The following is a 13,970-nucleotide window of genomic DNA, read 5'->3' as shown; positions in this document are numbered from 1 at the left end:
CCCCATGGATCTTGAGACCTTCCGCAAGCTCGCGGCCGACCGCCGAGTGATCCCCGTCAGCCGCCGGCTCCTCGCCGACGGCGACACCCCGGTCGGGCTCTACCGCAAGCTCGCCGCCGAGCGCCCCGGCACCTTCCTCCTGGAGTCCGCGGCGAACGGCCGCGCCGACTTCCTCTGGTCTCGCTACTCCTTCGTCGGCGTGCGCAGCGCCGCCGCCCTGACCGTGCGGGACGGCGAGGCCCACTGGCTGGGCACCCCGCCCGTCGGCGTGCCCACGTCGGGCGACCCGCTCGCCGCGCTGCGCGCCACCGTCGCCGCCCTGCACACCCCGCGCGACCTCACCGGCGCGGAGGGCCTGCCGCCCTTCACCGGCGGCATGGTCGGCTACCTCGGCTACGACATCGTGCGCCGCCTGGAGAAGATCGGCCCCGGAGAGGTCGACGACCTCGCGCTTCCCGAGCTGACCATGCTCCTGACCAGCGACCTCGCCGTACTCGACCACTGGGACGGCTCGGTCCTGCTCATCGCCAACGCGATCAACCACAACGACCTCGACACCGGCGTCGACGAGGCCCACGCCGACGCCGTGGCCCGGCTCGACGCCATGGAGGCCGATCTGACGCGGCCGGTCGCCCAGCCCCCGGCCGCCCTCCCGCCCTCCGCGCTGCCGGAGTTCACCGCCCGCTGGGGCGGCCCCGCCCACCCGTCGCCCGACCACCACCCCTCAACGGGACGCTCCGCGTCGCTGAGTTTTCGGGCCGCCGTCGAGGACATCAAGGAGCGCATCCGCGCGGGCGAGGCCTTCCAGGTCGTGCCCTCGCAGCGGTTCGAGACCCCCTGCCGGGCGAGCGCGCTCGACGTCTACCGGGTGCTGCGGGCGACCAACCCGTCGCCGTACATGTACCTGCTCCGCTTCGAGGGTTTCGACGTCGTCGGCTCAAGCCCCGAGGCCCTGGTCAAGGTCGAGGACGGGCGCGCCATGGTGCACCCCATCGCCGGGACCCGCCCGCGCGGCGCCACGCCCCAGGAGGACCAGGAGCTGGCCGAGGAACTCCTCGCCGACCCCAAGGAGCGCGCCGAGCACCTGATGCTCGTCGACCTCGGCCGCAACGACCTCGGGCGCGTCTGCGAACCGGGCTCCGTGGAGGTCGTGGACTTCATGTCCGTCGAGAAGTACTCGCACGTCATGCACATCGTCTCCACGGTCACCGGCCGCGTCGCCGAAGGCCGCTCCGCCTTCGACGTGCTCACCGCCTGCTTCCCCGCGGGCACCCTCTCCGGCGCCCCCAAGCCCCGCGCGATGCAGATCATCGACGAACTCGAACCCGCCCGGCGCGGCCTGTACGGCGGCTGCGTCGGCTACCTCGACTTCGCGGGCGACTCCGACACCGCCATCGCCATCCGCACCGCCCTGCTGCGCGACGGCACCGCGTACGTGCAGGCGGGGGCCGGGGTCGTCGCCGACTCCGACCCCGTCGCCGAGGACACCGAGTGCCGCAACAAGGCCGCCGCCGTGCTCCGCGCCATCCATACCGCCAACCGCCTGCACACCACAGCGAGCCGTGAGGGATAGTGGACGGGTGACTTCTGCCCTACCGACGCCCCGTACCGAGGACGCGCCCCAGGTCGCCGCGGACCGCACCCCGCGCGGCGGCGGCCGCCGCAGCCTCGCCGCCGCCCTGCTGCTCGGCGCCGCGGGCGCGGCCCTCGCGCTGCTCGCCTCCCGGCAGTCCTGGGCGCACGGCTCCACGGCCGTCGCGGGCGGCGACTTCCCGCTGACCGCCAAGGGCAGCGACGTCACGGGCGTGCCCGCCGCGCTCGCGATAGTCGGCCTGGCCGCGCTCGTCGCGGTCTTCGCCGTCCGCCGCGCGGGCCGCGTGCTCGTCTCGGCGCTGCTCGCCCTCAGCGGCGTCGGCATCGTCGTCGCCGCGCTGCTCGGCGCGAACGACCGCGCGGCCCTCGACGACAAGGCCGCCACCGCGTCCGGCGACGCCGCCGCCGAGGTCGCCGGGCTCAGCCACACCGGCTGGCCGTACGCGGCCGTCGCCGCCGGCGCCCTCATCCTGGTCGCGGGGCTGCTCGCCCTGACCCGGGGCAGCGCCTGGCCCGCGATGTCCGGCCGCTACGAGCGCGACGGCGCGCCCCGCCCGAGGGCCCGCCGCGCCCCGGACCCCGACCGGCCCGAGGACCTGTGGAAGGCCATCGACCGGGGCGAGGACCCGACGCAGACCGGCTAGAGACCCGCCGACCTGCCGGGACACCCCGGCACAGGGCACGATCCCGCATACGGGACAATGAACACGGCGTTCAACACACGCACAGTCACAGCTAACGAGGAGCAAGTCATGGCGGGACATGGCCACGGACACACCCCGGCCGCCTGGACCGGTGTCATCATCGCCTTCATCGGTTTCTGCGTCGCGGGTGCCTTCATGGTGATGGCGAAGCCCGTCGGCTTCTGGGCCGGCATGGCGATCATCCTCGCGGGCGGCGTCGTCGGCGGCGCGATGCGCCTGGCCGGCATGGGCCAGAAGCCGCACAAGCCCCAGGTCGCCCGCGCCGAGGGCTGACCGCACGCGTACGTCCACGGGGCGGCAGGGCGACACGCCCGGCCGCCCCGTCGGCGTACCGGCGGCATCCCGTCGGCGCACCCGCCAGGTGCCCGGGCGGCGCACGGGGGACAATGCCCGGGTGAGTGCCGAACAGGAGACCGCCGTGCCCGCCGGCGCGGGCCCCGCGCTGCGCCGCCTCGCCGTGCCGCTCGGCGTGCTCGGCTCCGTCGCCGCCGCCTTCGCGTACGTCGCCACCGTCGACCCGAACGAGCCGGGCCACTACCCGACCTGCCCGCTGCTGTACTTCACGGGCGTTTACTGCCCCGGCTGCGGCGGCCTGCGCAGCGCCCACGCCTTCGCCCAGGGCGACCTCACCACGGCCCTCGGCGCCAACGCCGTCGCCGTCGTGGGCTACGGCCTCTTCGCCGTCCTGTGGGTGCTGTGGGCCCTGCGGACGGTGCGCGGCAGGCCGGCCCGGATGCAGCTCGGCCGCGCCCAGCTGTGGGCCGTCGGAGCCGTCCTCGCGGTCTTCACGCTCGTACGCAATCTGCCGTTCGGGTCCTGGCTGCACCCCTAGCGGGCCCGTCGGGCCGCCGCGGAACCGGCGTAGAGTCCAGGTAGTGAGAGCCTCGTCAACCGGATGCGAGTACTACGCCGTGCTGCGGATACCATCGCAGTGACCATCGGAAAGCAGGGAAGGGGGCCGCTCGCGTGAGTGTGCTCGACGAGATCATCGACGGAGTCCGTGCCGACCTCGCACAGCGGCAGGCGCGCGTCAGCCTCGACGAGCTCAAGGAGCGCGCGGCGAAGGCCCCGGCGGCCAAGGACGGCGCGGCCGCGCTGCGCGGTGAGGGCGTCAAGGTCATCTGCGAGGTCAAGCGCTCCAGCCCGTCCAAGGGCGCGCTCGCCGCGATCGCCGACCCGGCGGGACTCGCCGCCGACTACGAGGCGGGCGGCGCCGCCGTCATCTCCGTGCTCACCGAGGAGCGCCGCTTCGGCGGCTCCCTCGCCGACCTGGAGGCCGTGCGCGCCAAGGTCGACATCCCGGTGCTTCGCAAGGACTTCATCGTCACCTCGTACCAGCTGTGGGAGGCCCGCGCGTACGGCGCCGACCTCGCCCTGCTGATCGTCGCGGCCCTCGACCAGCCGGCCCTGGAGTCGCTGATCGAGCGCGCCGAGTCCATCGGCCTCACCCCGATCGTGGAGGTCCACGACGAGGACGAGGCCGAGCGCGCCCTGGACGCGGGCGCCCGCGTCGTCGGGGTCAACGCGCGCGACCTGAAGACCCTCAAGGTCGACCGCGCCACGTTCGAGCGCGTCGCGCCCGAGCTGCCCGACTCCGTGGTGAAGATCGCCGAGTCCGGTGTGCGCGGGCCGCACGACCTCATCGCCTACGCCAACGCGGGCGCCGACGCGGTGCTCGTGGGCGAGTCCCTCGTCACCGGCCGTGACCCGAAGGCCGCCGTGTCCGACCTGGTCGCGGCGGGCGCCCACCCGGCCCTGCGGCACGGCCGCGGCTGAGCGTCCCCATGTCCGCCGACCGCCTCGCCGCCACGCGCGACCCGTACGCCCGCCTCGCCCGCGGGTGTCGGCCGCGTGGCTGCCGGGCGCCGGCGCGGCGGGTGCACGGGCGGCGCGTGCGGTACGTCATCGGGGACGAGCCCGGGCAGGTCAACGGCATGCGATGGTGCCCTCGCGGCGCGCGTCCCTGACGTCCCGCGGGTTCGGCACCGCCGGACCGGTTCGTCGGGGTGCCCGCCGTCGCGGCGGACTTTGATTCCCCGAGACCACCCCTTCCCGAGACCGGGAGGGTGGGAGGTTCCACCGCGACGCGGCTGCGCGCAGACGGTTACCCACGTTCGCTCACGCACGACAGCGAGGTACCCACATGCCCAGCGAGTTCTTCATCCCCGACCCGGACGGCCAAGTCCCCAGCGCCGAAGGCTACTTCGGTGCCTTCGGCGGCAAGTTCATCCCGGAGGCCCTGGTCGCGGCAGTCGACGAGGTGGCCGTCGAGTTCGACAAGGCGAAGGCCGACCCGGAGTTCGCCCGGGAACTCGACGACCTGCTCGTGCACTACACCGGCCGCCCCAGCGCCCTCACCGAGGTGCCGAGGTTCGCCGAACACGCCGGGGGCGCCCGCGTCTTCCTCAAGCGGGAGGACCTGAACCACACCGGCTCCCACAAGATCAACAACGTGCTCGGGCAGGCCCTGCTCACCCGCCGCATGGGCAAGACCCGGGTGATCGCCGAGACCGGGGCGGGCCAGCACGGCGTCGCCACGGCCACGGCCTGCGCCCTTTTCGGCCTGGACTGCACCATCTACATGGGGGAGATCGACACGCAGCGCCAGGCGCTGAACGTCGCCCGCATGCGCATGCTCGGCGCCGAGGTCATCGCCGTGAAGTCCGGCAGCCGCACGCTGAAGGACGCCATCAACGAGGCCTTCCGCGACTGGGTCGCCAACGTGGACCGCACCCACTACCTGTTCGGGACCGTGGCAGGACCGCACCCCTTCCCCGCGATGGTCCGGGACTTCCACCGCGTCATCGGGGTCGAGGCCCGGCGGCAGATCCTGGAGCGGGCCGGGCGGCTCCCCGACGCCGCGATCGCCTGCGTCGGCGGCGGCTCCAACGCCATCGGCCTCTTCCACGCCTTCATCCCGGACGCGGGCGTGCGGCTCATCGGGTGCGAGCCCGCGGGCCACGGCGTCGAGACCGGCGAGCACGCGGCCACGCTGACCGCGGGCGAGCCCGGCATCCTGCACGGCTCGCGGTCCTACGTCCTCCAGGACGACGAGGGCCAGATCACCGAGCCGTACTCCATCTCGGCGGGGCTCGACTACCCGGGCATCGGCCCGGAGCACGCCTTCCTCAAGGACAGCGGCCGCGGCGAGTACCGCGCCGTCACCGACGACGCGGCCATGCGGGCGCTGCGCCTGCTCTCCCGCACCGAGGGCATCATCCCGGCGATCGAGAGCGCCCACGCGCTCGCGGGCGCCCTGGAGGTCGGCCGCGACCTTGGCCAGGACGGTCTGATCGTCGTCAACCTGTCCGGACGCGGCGACAAGGACATGGACACGGCCGCACGCTACTTCGGCCTGTACGAGACCGACGCCGAGGTCGCCGCGGACGCCGCGGGCACCGCCGAGATCGAGGAGGACGCCAAGTGAGCGGAAACGTCCAGCTGCTGAGCGACACCCTCGCCGCCGCCAGGGCGGAGGGCCGCGCGGCACTCATCGCGTACCTCCCCGCGGGCTTCCCGACCGTCGACGGCGGCATCGAGGCGATCAAGGCCGTCTTCGACGGCGGGGCCGATGTCGTGGAGGTGGGCCTGCCGCACAGCGACCCCGTCCTCGACGGGCCCGTCATCCAGACCGCCGACGACATCGCCCTGCGCGGCGGCGTCAGGATCGCGGACGTCCTGCGCACGGTCCGCGAGGCCCACGCGGCCACGGGCAAGCCGGTCCTCGTCATGACGTACTGGAACCCGGTCGACCGCTACGGCGTGGAGCGCTTCACCGCCGAGCTGGCCGAGGCGGGCGGCGCGGGCTGCATCCTGCCGGACCTGCCCGTGCAGGAGTCGGCGCTGTGGCGCGAGCACGCGGCCAAGCACGACCTGGCCACCGTCTTCGTCGTCGCGCCGAGCAGCAGGGACGAGCGGCTCGCGACGATCACGGCGGCGGGCTCCGGCTTCGTGTACGCCGCGTCCCTGATGGGCGTCACCGGCACCCGCGCCTCGGTCGGCGCGCAGGCCGAGGACCTGGTCCGGCGCACCCGCGCCACCACCGACCTGCCGGTCTGCGTCGGCCTCGGCGTCTCGAACGCCGAGCAGGCCGCCGAGGTGGCGGGCTTCGCCGACGGCGTCATCGTCGGTTCGGCCTTCGTCCAGCGGATGCTCGACGCCGAGGACGCCTCCGCGGGCCTCGACGCGGTGCGGGACCTCGCGGGCGAGCTGGCCAGGGGCGTGCGAACAGGCTCGTAGAACGGGCGTTTAGCTCGTACGGGTGGACCTGGACCGGGGAGGCGCGCTCGCGCCTCCCCGGTTCGTTTGGTCCGGTATGAGCGAGAAGAACCGTGAGGGTAAGCGCACGGCCCGGGAGCGCCTGGCCGAGGAGCGCGAGCGGCAGAAGAGAAGCGACAAGCGGCGCCGCACGCTGCTGGTGAGCGCCGCCGTCGTCGGCGTGCTCGCCCTGGCCGCGGTCGGCGGCCTGCTCGCGGCCAACGCCGGGGACGACGACAAGAAGAAGGACACCGCGGGCCCGGTCGTCGCGCCCGACGGCGCGGTGGGCAAGGACAAGCTGGCGATCCAGTCCGGCAAGGACAGCGCCAAGTCCACCCTCACCGTCTGGGAGGACTTCCGCTGCCCGGCCTGCAAGCAGTTCGAGGACGGCTATCGTTCGACGATCAACGGCCTCGTGGACAAGGGCCTGCTGAAGGCCCAGTACCACCTCGCGACCCTCATCGACGGCAACATGGGCGGCTCCGGATCGCTGCGCGCCGCCAACGCCGCCGCCTGCGCCCAGGACGCGGGCAAGTTCGCGCCGTACCACGACGTGCTGTTCCAGAACCAGCCCATGGAGACCGACGACGCCTTCGCGGACAACGACAAGCTGCTCGACCTCGCGGGCAAGGTCGACGGGCTCGACACCGCCCCCTTCAAGAAGTGCGTCACCGACGGCACGCACAACAGCTGGGTGACCAAGTCCGACAAGGCCTTCGAGGACGCGGGCCTGCGCGGCACGCCCACCATCCTCCTCGACGGGAAGAACATCTTCGAGGACCAGAAGAACCCGCTGACCCCCGACAAGCTCAAGGCCGCCGTGGAGAAGGCGAACCGCTAGCGGGCGCCCGCCCGGCGGCGGCCGGATCTTGACCCGCCGCCGGGCCCCTGTTACGGACCCGTTGTCGGGCTGGTTGCCGTCGCCCCGGCCCGGCAAGGTAGCGTCGACCCTGCCATGGAACTTGCCTACATCCCCAGCCCCTCGCGCGGAGTGGTCGACCTCGGCCCCATCCCGCTGCGCGGCTACGCGTTCTGCATCATCATCGGCGTGTTCGTCGCCGTGTGGCTCGGCAACAAGCGGTGGGTCGCCCGTGGCGGGCAGCCCGGCACCGTGGCCGACATCTCCGTGTGGGCGGTGCCCTTCGGCCTGGTCGGCGGCCGTCTCTACCACGTGATCACGGACTACCAGCTGTACTTCGGTGACGGCCGTGACTGGGTGGACGCCTTCAAGATCTGGGAGGGCGGCCTCGGCATCTGGGGCGCGATCGCCTTCGGCGCGGTCGGCGCCTGGATCGGCTGTCGCAGGCGCGGCATCCCGCTGCCCGCCTGGGCCGACGCGCTGGCCCCCGGCATCGCCCTCGCCCAGGCGATCGGCCGCTGGGGCAACTGGTTCAACCAGGAGCTGTACGGCAGGGAGACGGACGTTCCATGGGCGCTGAAGATCACCAGCTCCGACGACGGCCGCGTCCCCGGCACCTACCACCCGACGTTCCTGTACGAGTCGCTGTGGTGCGTCGGCGTCGCCGTCCTCGTCATCTGGGCGGACCGGCGCTTCAAGCTGGGCCACGGCCGCGCCTTCGCGCTGTACGTCGCCTCGTACTGCGCGGGCCGCTTCTGGATCGAGTACATGCGCGTGGACGACGCGCACGAATTCCTCGGCCTGCGCCTGAACAACTGGACCGCGCTCGTCGTCTTCCTGCTCGCCGTGGTGTACCTCGTGCTCTCGGCGCGGATGCGGCCCGGCCGGGAGGAGATCGTCGAACCGGTTCCCGGTGGTGGCGTCCCCGGCGGTGACAAGGCCGAGCCCTCGGTCGCCCTGTCCAAGCCCGGCTCCGACAAGCCCGGCGCCGACAAGTCGGACCCCGACAAGCCCGGCTCCGAGAAGGCAGGCTCCGACGGTGAGGCGGAGTCCGCTGCCAAGGGCTGAGGCGGGCGGCTAGGGCGCGCGGCGCGACAGGGCCAGGATCCTGCCTGCCTCCTCCACCACCGCGCGGTCCACGAAGCGGCCGTCGGGCAGCGCCTGCGCGCCCTGCTCGGTGGCCGCCGCCTTGAGGACTTCCTCCGCCCGTTCGACCTCCTGCGGAGTCGGCAGGTACGCGCGCTCGATGACCGGCAGCTGACGCGGGTGGATCGCCGCGCGGCCGAGCAGGCCGAGCGCGCGCCCCCGGGCACAGGACGCCGCGAGGCCCTCGGTGTCGCGGACATCGGGATAGACCGACTGGGCGGGCGGCGCGAGCCCCGCGGCCCGTGCCGCCACGACCACCCGGGAGCGGCACCAGTCGAGACCCGCCTCCTCCCGCACGCCGAGGTCGGCGCGGAGGTCCGCCTCGCCGATGGACAGGCCGCGCAGCGCCGGATGGGCAGTCGCGACGGCGAAGGCCCGCTCCACGCCCAGGGCCGATTCGAGCAGGGCGTACAGGGCGGGGGCGCCGCCCTCCAGCGGAGCGGCCCGTTCGGCGGTGCGGACCACGTCGTCGGCCGACGTGACCTTGGGCAGCCGCAGGCCCGCGAGGCCGGGCAGCGGGGCGAGGGCCTCCAGGTCGGCGTCGGACAGGGGAGTGCCGAGGGCGTTCACGCGGACGTGGACCGGCACGGGGTGCGGCTCGGCGAGCAGGTCGACCGTGGCCTCGCGGGCGTACGCCTTGCGGCCCTGCGCCACCGCGTCCTCCAGGTCGACGATCACCACGTCCGCGCCCGCGAGGAGTGCCTTGGCCACCACCTCGGGCCGGTCGCCGGGAACGTACAGCCAGGTCAGCGGGTGCGGTCTCACAGGGCACCCGCCGTGCGCAGCGCGGTGATCTCCCCGGCCGTCAGGCCGAGTTCGGTGAGGATCTCGTCGGTGTCGGCGCCGTGCGCCCGCCCCGCCCAGCGGATCGCGCCGGGCGTCTCGGAGAGACGGAACAGGACGTTCTGCATGCGCAGGGGGCCGAGGTCCGGGTCGGGGACCGTGGTGAGGGTGCCCAGGGCCGCGTACTGCGGGTCCGTCATGACGTCCCGTACGTCTTGTACCGGGGCCACCGCCGCCTCCGCCTTCTCGAAGGCCTCGACGACCTCGGCGCGGGTGTGCCGGGAGATCCAGGCGCCGACCGCCCCGTCGAGGACGTCCGCGTGCGCGGCGCGCCCGGCGCCGGTCGTGAACCAGGGCTCGTCGATCAGCTCGGGGCGGCCGACCAGGCGCATCACGCGTTCCGCGATCGACTGGGCCGACGTGGACACCGCCACCCAGCCGCCGTCGGCCGTGCGGTAGGTGTTGCGGGGCGCGTTGTTCGTCGAGCGGTTGCCGGTGCGCGGCTGTACGTGACCCAGCTGGTCGTACCAGAGGGGCTGCGGGCCTAGGACGGTGAGGATCGGCTCGATGATGGCCATGTCGACGACCTGGCCCCGGCCCGTGCGGTCGCGGGCCGTCAGGGCCGTCATCACCGCGTACGCCGTGGCGAGCCCCGCGATGGAGTCCGCGAGGCCGAACGGCGGCAGCGTGGGCGGCCCGTCGGGCTCGCCGGTCACCGCCGCGAAGCCGCTCATCGCCTCCGCGAGGGTGCCGAAGCCGGGGCGGCGCGCGTACGGCCCGAACTGCCCGAAGCCCGTGACGCGGGCCAGGACCAGGCGCGGGTTGGCCGCGCTCAGCTCCTCCCAGCCCAGGTCCCACTTCTCCAGGGTGCCGGGGCGGAAGTTCTCCACGATCACGTCCGCCCCGGCGGCCAGGCGCAGCAGGGTGGCCCGGCCGCCGGGTGTCGACAGGTCGAGCGTCATCGTGCGCTTGTTGCGGCCCAGCAGCTTCCACCACAGGCCGATGCCGTCCTTCGCCGGGCCGTGGCCCCGGGACGGGTCGGGGCGCGTGGGGTGCTCGACCTTGACGACCTCCGCGCCGAAGTCGCCGAGGAGGGTGGCGGCGAGCGGGCCCGCGAAGAGGGTGGCGAGGTCGACGACGCGCAGGCCGTCCAGCGGGGGCCGCGTCACCGGTCCGCCTCCACCGGGGCTTCGGCCCGGGTGTCGGCCTCCGCGTCGATCTCCGCGCGGTACGGCATGGCGGCCGTCGCGCCCGGGCGCCGCACGGACAGCGCGGCGGCGGCCGAGGCCCAGGCGAGCGCGGACGGCATGGGTCTGCCCTCGCCGAGCACCACCGCGAGCGCGCCCACGAAGGTGTCGCCCGCGCCCGTCGTGTCCACGGCCGTGACCCGGGGCGCGGGCACGGTGACCGGTTCGGCGCCGCGTGCCGCGTACAGGCTGCCCTCGGCGCCGAGCGTGACGACGACCTCCGGGACCCGGTCGAGGAGTGCGTGGGCCGCCGCGTGCGGGTCGAGGGCCCCGGTGAGGGCCGCGGCCTCGTGTTCGTTGGGGATCAACAGGTCGGTGGCGTCCAGGAGTTCGGGCGGAAGGCTCCGTGCGGGCGCGGGGGTGAGGACGGTGCGGACGCCGTGTTCGCGGGCGTGCCGCGCGGCGGCGACGACGCCGTCGAGCGGGACCTCCAGCTGGAGCAGGAGCAGGTCGGCGGAGGCGATGAGGGCCTCGTCGCCGTGGGTCAGACCGGTCAGGGCGGCGTTGGCGCCGGGCACCACGACGATCGCGTTGCCACCGCCGTCGTCGACGACGATGTGCGCGGTGCCGGTCGCGCCCTCCACCGTGCGCAGCAGATCGGTGTCCACGCCGCAGTGGTCGAGCGCGGAGCGCAGCTGGCTGCCGAAGGCGTCGGTGCCGACCGCGCCGATCATCGAGACGGTGGCGCCCGCGCGGGCCGCGGCGACGGCCTGGTTGGCGCCCTTGCCGCCGGGGAAGGTGCGGAACTCGCGGCCGGTGACGGTCTCGCCGCGCCGCGGGGCCTCGGGCACGTAGGCGACCAGGTCCATGTTGGTGCTGCCCAGGACGACGATGTGGGGGGCCATCAGGGGGACATCTCCTCTGCTGGGTGATGCTGCGTCAGTTCGTAGGTCAGATCGGCAAGTTCGGTGAAGCTGACGCCGTCGAAGGCGCCGACGGACGTGGCGAGGCGGTTCTTCAGCGGTGCCGTCCAGCGGTCCGGGAGCGCGTCCGGGTGCCCGGCGAGCAGGCCCGCGACCGAGCCGGCCGTCGCGCCGTTGGAGTCCGTGTCCCAGCCGCCGGCGACCGCGCGCGTGATGGAGCCGGTGAAGTCGCCGTCGGCGTGGGTGAGGGCGGCGGCGAGCAGGGCCGCGTTCGGGACGACGTGTACCCAGTGGTAGTGGTCGTACGCGGCGTGCAGCGCGTCGGCGATGTCGTCGAAGTCACGCGTCGTACGGGCCAGTTCGATGCCGTGGCGGACCGCCGCGGCGAGCCGGGAGCCGGGCGGGACCACCGTCAGGCCCGTGGCCAGGCAGTGGTGGACGTCGCCGCCGCCGGCCGCGGCCTGCGCGATCGTGGCCGCCGCGAACATCGCGCCGTACACGCCGTTGCCGGTGTGCGTCAGGCACGCGTCCCGGCGGGCCTGCTCGGCGGCGGCCCCGGGGTCGCCGGGGTGGGTCCAGCCGTGCGCGTCCGCGCGGATCAGGGCGCCGACCCACTCGCGGAACGGGTTGCGGTGCCGGGCCGTTCGAGGTGGTACGACGCCGTTGAGGAGGTTGCGGTACGCGACGCGCTCGGCGGTGAAGGTGCGGGCGGCGGGGAGTTCGTCGAGCCAGAGCGCGGCCACGTCCGCCGTGGTGAAGGCGGGGCCGTGGCGGCGCAGGAGCAGCAGGTTGAGGAGCGGGTAGTTGAGGTCGTCGTCCTCGGGCATGCCGTCGATGTTCTCGGCCAGGGAGGTGGCGGCGGAGCGGCGGTTCCAGGGGTGGCGTGCGATCAGCTCGGGCGGGACGCCCCTGGCGGTGAACCAGGTGTCCAGGGGCCAGTTGCCCGCGGCCTTGGCCAGGGCGCGGATGCCGTGCAGGGGGAGCTTCTCCACAGGCTTGCCCAGGAGGCAGCCCGCGGCTCTGCCGAGCCAGGCGGCGTGGACGCGGTCGCGGTGCCCTCGCGGGGGCGCCCCGGCTCCGGCGAGCCGCGCGCTCGTCCTCGAACACGGGACGGGCTTGATGTCCGCTTCCGGGCCGTCCAGTTCCGCCAACAGCTCTTCCGCCAGGGCCCGGAGGTGGGGTGGGGCCGGTTGGGGGGACGTGCCCGAGTGGGGTGGGGTCGGGTCGCCACCCGCTGCCAGCCACCGGGCCCGGGCCTCGGTGACGTCGCGGCCCTCCTCCTGGGCCTGGCGGAGTTCGTGGGCGATGAGGTCCTCGGGCTGTAGCCAGGTGAGGCGCATCAGGGGGCGCCGCCCGTCAGGGCCGTGAAGGCGTGCTCGTGGGCGCGGCGGCGGGCCCTGTCCCTGGCGAAGACCTCCTCGGCGACCGCCGTCAGGGCCCGGGCCGGGGCGTGCAGGTCCAGGCGGCTGGCCTCGGCCACCCGCTTCGCCCAGTCGGGCGGGACCGCGGCCTCGCCGCCCAGGGCGCCCGCGAGCGCGCCGCCCATGGTGGCGATCGAGTCGCAGTCGCGGCCGTAGTTCACCGAGCCGAGCACGGTGGCGCGGTAGTCGCCTTCGCCGATCAGGAGCATGCCGAGGGCGACGGGGAGTTCCTCGACGGCGTGCAGCCGCGAGGGGCGGCGGGCGCCCAGGGACGGGGCGCGGTAGTCGGGGCCGACGGTGTCGAAGGGGGCGACCGCCGCGCGCAGCGGGCGCAGCGCCGTCTCGTACGCCCGGTGGCGGGCCGCCGCGTCCGCCACCGCCTCGATCGCCGCCCGCGTGCCGTCCTTGGCCAGCGCCAGGCAGGTGTCGATCACCGTGGTGGGTGTCGCGCCGGGCGCGCAGGCCGCCGCGACCGCCGCCGCGAAGACGCCCGCCGCCTCGCGTCCGTACGACGACTGGTGCGCGCCCGCGATGTCCACGGCCTCGGCGTACGCGGCCTCGGGGTGGGCGGCGTTGACCAGGCCGACCGGGGCCATGTACATCGCCGCGCCGCAGTTGACGATGTTGCCCGCGCCCGCCTCGCGCGGGTCCACGTGGCCGTAGTGCAGGCGGGCGACGAGCCACTTCTCGGCGAGGAAGAGGCGGTGCAGGGGCAGGGCCTCGGCTTCCAGTTCCGGGATCCAGCGCGGGTTCGTCATCAGATCGGGGACCAGGTGGTCGGCGATCGCGTACGCGTCCAAGTGGTCGCGTACGGCGGCGTAGACGCGGACCAGCGCGTGCGTCATCAGGGTGTCGTCGGTGACGTGGCCGTCGCCCTTGTGGTACGGGGCGAGCGGGCGGGCGGTGCGCCAGGCGTCGCCGTGCCAGGGGCCGACGATGCCGTGGACGGGGCCGCCGTGCCGGTCCGCGATCTGCTCGGGGGAGTAGCCCTCCACGGGGCCGCCGAGCGCGTCGCCGACGGCCGCGCCCACGAGGGCGCCGGTGACGCGGTCCGCGAGCGCCGTCCTCTTCGGTGGTGGCATGTCTGGATCGCCCTC

The 13,970-nt window shown here is 74.4% G+C and carries 15 protein-coding genes; 10 read left to right on the top strand and 5 right to left on the bottom strand.

The window, feature by feature from the left end:
* Positions 1–4: 4 nt before the first annotated feature.
* The 10 genes from AC07GB_RS20955 (at position 5) to lgt (ending at position 8,481) form a co-directional block, all read left to right on the top strand.
* Positions 5–1,573, top strand: a complete 1,569-nt coding sequence (locus tag AC07GB_RS20955; protein WP_478847551.1) for an anthranilate synthase component I — start codon at positions 5–7, stop codon at positions 1,571–1,573.
* A gap of 7 nt (positions 1,574–1,580) precedes the next feature.
* Entirely contained in the window at positions 1,581–2,237 is a 657-nt protein-coding gene (locus tag AC07GB_RS20950) for a TIGR02234 family membrane protein (RefSeq protein WP_478847549.1), read from the top strand.
* 108 nt (positions 2,238–2,345) lie between these two features.
* Entirely contained in the window at positions 2,346–2,570 is a 225-nt protein-coding gene (locus tag AC07GB_RS20945) for an HGxxPAAW family protein (protein WP_478847547.1), read from the top strand.
* 121 nt (positions 2,571–2,691) lie between these two features.
* The gene (locus AC07GB_RS20940; RefSeq protein ID WP_478847545.1) at positions 2,692–3,129 is read left to right on the top strand and encodes a DUF2752 domain-containing protein; all 438 of its coding nucleotides are present in this window, start codon (positions 2,692–2,694) and stop codon (positions 3,127–3,129) included.
* A 134-nt stretch (positions 3,130–3,263) separates the two neighbouring features.
* Complete coding sequence (trpC, locus tag AC07GB_RS20935; RefSeq protein WP_478847543.1) at positions 3,264–4,073, top strand: indole-3-glycerol phosphate synthase TrpC; 810 nt, start codon at positions 3,264–3,266, stop codon at positions 4,071–4,073.
* Positions 4,074–4,081: 8 nt separating this feature from the next.
* Positions 4,082–4,264: a tryptophan biosynthesis modulator TrpM gene (gene trpM / locus AC07GB_RS20930; protein ID WP_478847541.1), complete on the top strand. Its 183-nt coding sequence runs from the start codon at positions 4,082–4,084 to the stop codon at positions 4,262–4,264.
* Between the two features lie 176 nt (positions 4,265–4,440).
* Positions 4,441–5,724 carry a tryptophan synthase subunit beta gene (gene trpB / locus AC07GB_RS20925; RefSeq protein WP_478847539.1) on the top strand — a complete coding sequence of 428 codons (1,284 nt, stop codon included), beginning with the start codon at positions 4,441–4,443 and terminating at the stop codon, positions 5,722–5,724.
* Positions 5,721–6,536 (top strand): tryptophan synthase subunit alpha, encoded by an 816-nt coding sequence (gene trpA, locus AC07GB_RS20920; protein WP_478847537.1) that lies wholly within the window; start codon positions 5,721–5,723, stop codon positions 6,534–6,536. Before trpB ends, trpA begins: the two co-directional genes overlap by 4 nt.
* Before the next feature lie 76 nt (positions 6,537–6,612).
* Positions 6,613–7,395 (top strand): DsbA family protein, encoded by a 783-nt coding sequence (locus AC07GB_RS20915; protein WP_478847535.1) that lies wholly within the window; start codon positions 6,613–6,615, stop codon positions 7,393–7,395.
* A gap of 114 nt (positions 7,396–7,509) precedes the next feature.
* A complete protein-coding gene (gene lgt, locus AC07GB_RS20910; RefSeq protein ID WP_478847533.1) occupies positions 7,510–8,481 on the top strand; it encodes a prolipoprotein diacylglyceryl transferase in 972 nt (323 codons plus the stop codon).
* 9 nt (positions 8,482–8,490) lie between these two features.
* Here lgt and AC07GB_RS20905 read toward each other — a convergent pair whose 3' ends face one another.
* Genes AC07GB_RS20905 through AC07GB_RS20885 form a run of 5 tightly spaced genes read right to left on the bottom strand, consistent with a single transcriptional unit; the run spans position 8,491 to position 13,955 of the window.
* Positions 8,491–9,324, bottom strand: coding sequence for an HpcH/HpaI aldolase/citrate lyase family protein (locus AC07GB_RS20905; protein WP_478847531.1), 834 nt, complete (start codon positions 9,322–9,324; stop codon positions 8,491–8,493).
* Positions 9,321–10,511 carry a CaiB/BaiF CoA transferase family protein gene (locus tag AC07GB_RS20900; RefSeq protein ID WP_478847529.1) on the bottom strand — a complete coding sequence of 397 codons (1,191 nt, stop codon included), beginning with the start codon at positions 10,509–10,511 and terminating at the stop codon, positions 9,321–9,323. The genes AC07GB_RS20905 and AC07GB_RS20900 overlap by 4 nt, the downstream gene beginning before the upstream one ends.
* Positions 10,508–11,434 carry a ribokinase gene (gene rbsK / locus AC07GB_RS20895; protein WP_478847527.1) on the bottom strand — a complete coding sequence of 309 codons (927 nt, stop codon included), beginning with the start codon at positions 11,432–11,434 and terminating at the stop codon, positions 10,508–10,510. Before rbsK ends, AC07GB_RS20900 begins: the two co-directional genes overlap by 4 nt.
* Positions 11,434–12,792 (bottom strand): ADP-ribosylglycohydrolase family protein, encoded by a 1,359-nt coding sequence (locus AC07GB_RS20890; protein ID WP_478847525.1) that lies wholly within the window; start codon positions 12,790–12,792, stop codon positions 11,434–11,436. The genes rbsK and AC07GB_RS20890 overlap by 1 nt, the downstream gene beginning before the upstream one ends.
* Positions 12,792–13,955 (bottom strand): ADP-ribosylglycohydrolase family protein, encoded by a 1,164-nt coding sequence (locus AC07GB_RS20885; RefSeq protein ID WP_478847523.1) that lies wholly within the window; start codon positions 13,953–13,955, stop codon positions 12,792–12,794. Before AC07GB_RS20885 ends, AC07GB_RS20890 begins: the two co-directional genes overlap by 1 nt.
* Between the last annotated feature and the right edge of the window lie 15 nt (positions 13,956–13,970).

The organism is Streptomyces sp. NPDC045778, assembly GCF_056431945.1.
The sequence above is the reverse complement of the archived record's forward strand: the minus strand, read 5'-3'. Positions and strand labels throughout refer to the sequence as shown.

What these genes read in the sequence shown, in the direction of transcription:
- AC07GB_RS20890 (WP_478847525.1), bottom strand. Translation starts at nt 12,792, where the DNA reads ATGCGCCTCACCTGGCTACAGCCCGAGGACCTCATCGCCCACGAACTC.
- AC07GB_RS20955 (WP_478847551.1), top strand. Translation starts at nt 5, where the DNA reads ATGGATCTTGAGACCTTCCGCAAGCTCGCGGCCGACCGCCGAGTGATC.
- rbsK (WP_478847527.1), bottom strand. Translation starts at nt 11,434, where the DNA reads ATGGCCCCCCACATCGTCGTCCTGGGCAGCACCAACATGGACCTGGTC.
- AC07GB_RS20945 (WP_478847547.1), top strand. Translation starts at nt 2,346, where the DNA reads ATGGCGGGACATGGCCACGGACACACCCCGGCCGCCTGGACCGGTGTC.
- trpM (WP_478847541.1), top strand. Translation starts at nt 4,082, where the DNA reads ATGTCCGCCGACCGCCTCGCCGCCACGCGCGACCCGTACGCCCGCCTC.
- trpB (WP_478847539.1), top strand. Translation starts at nt 4,441, where the DNA reads ATGCCCAGCGAGTTCTTCATCCCCGACCCGGACGGCCAAGTCCCCAGC.
- AC07GB_RS20915 (WP_478847535.1), top strand. Translation starts at nt 6,613, where the DNA reads ATGAGCGAGAAGAACCGTGAGGGTAAGCGCACGGCCCGGGAGCGCCTG.
- lgt (WP_478847533.1), top strand. Translation starts at nt 7,510, where the DNA reads ATGGAACTTGCCTACATCCCCAGCCCCTCGCGCGGAGTGGTCGACCTC.
- AC07GB_RS20885 (WP_478847523.1), bottom strand. Translation starts at nt 13,955, where the DNA reads ATGCCACCACCGAAGAGGACGGCGCTCGCGGACCGCGTCACCGGCGCC.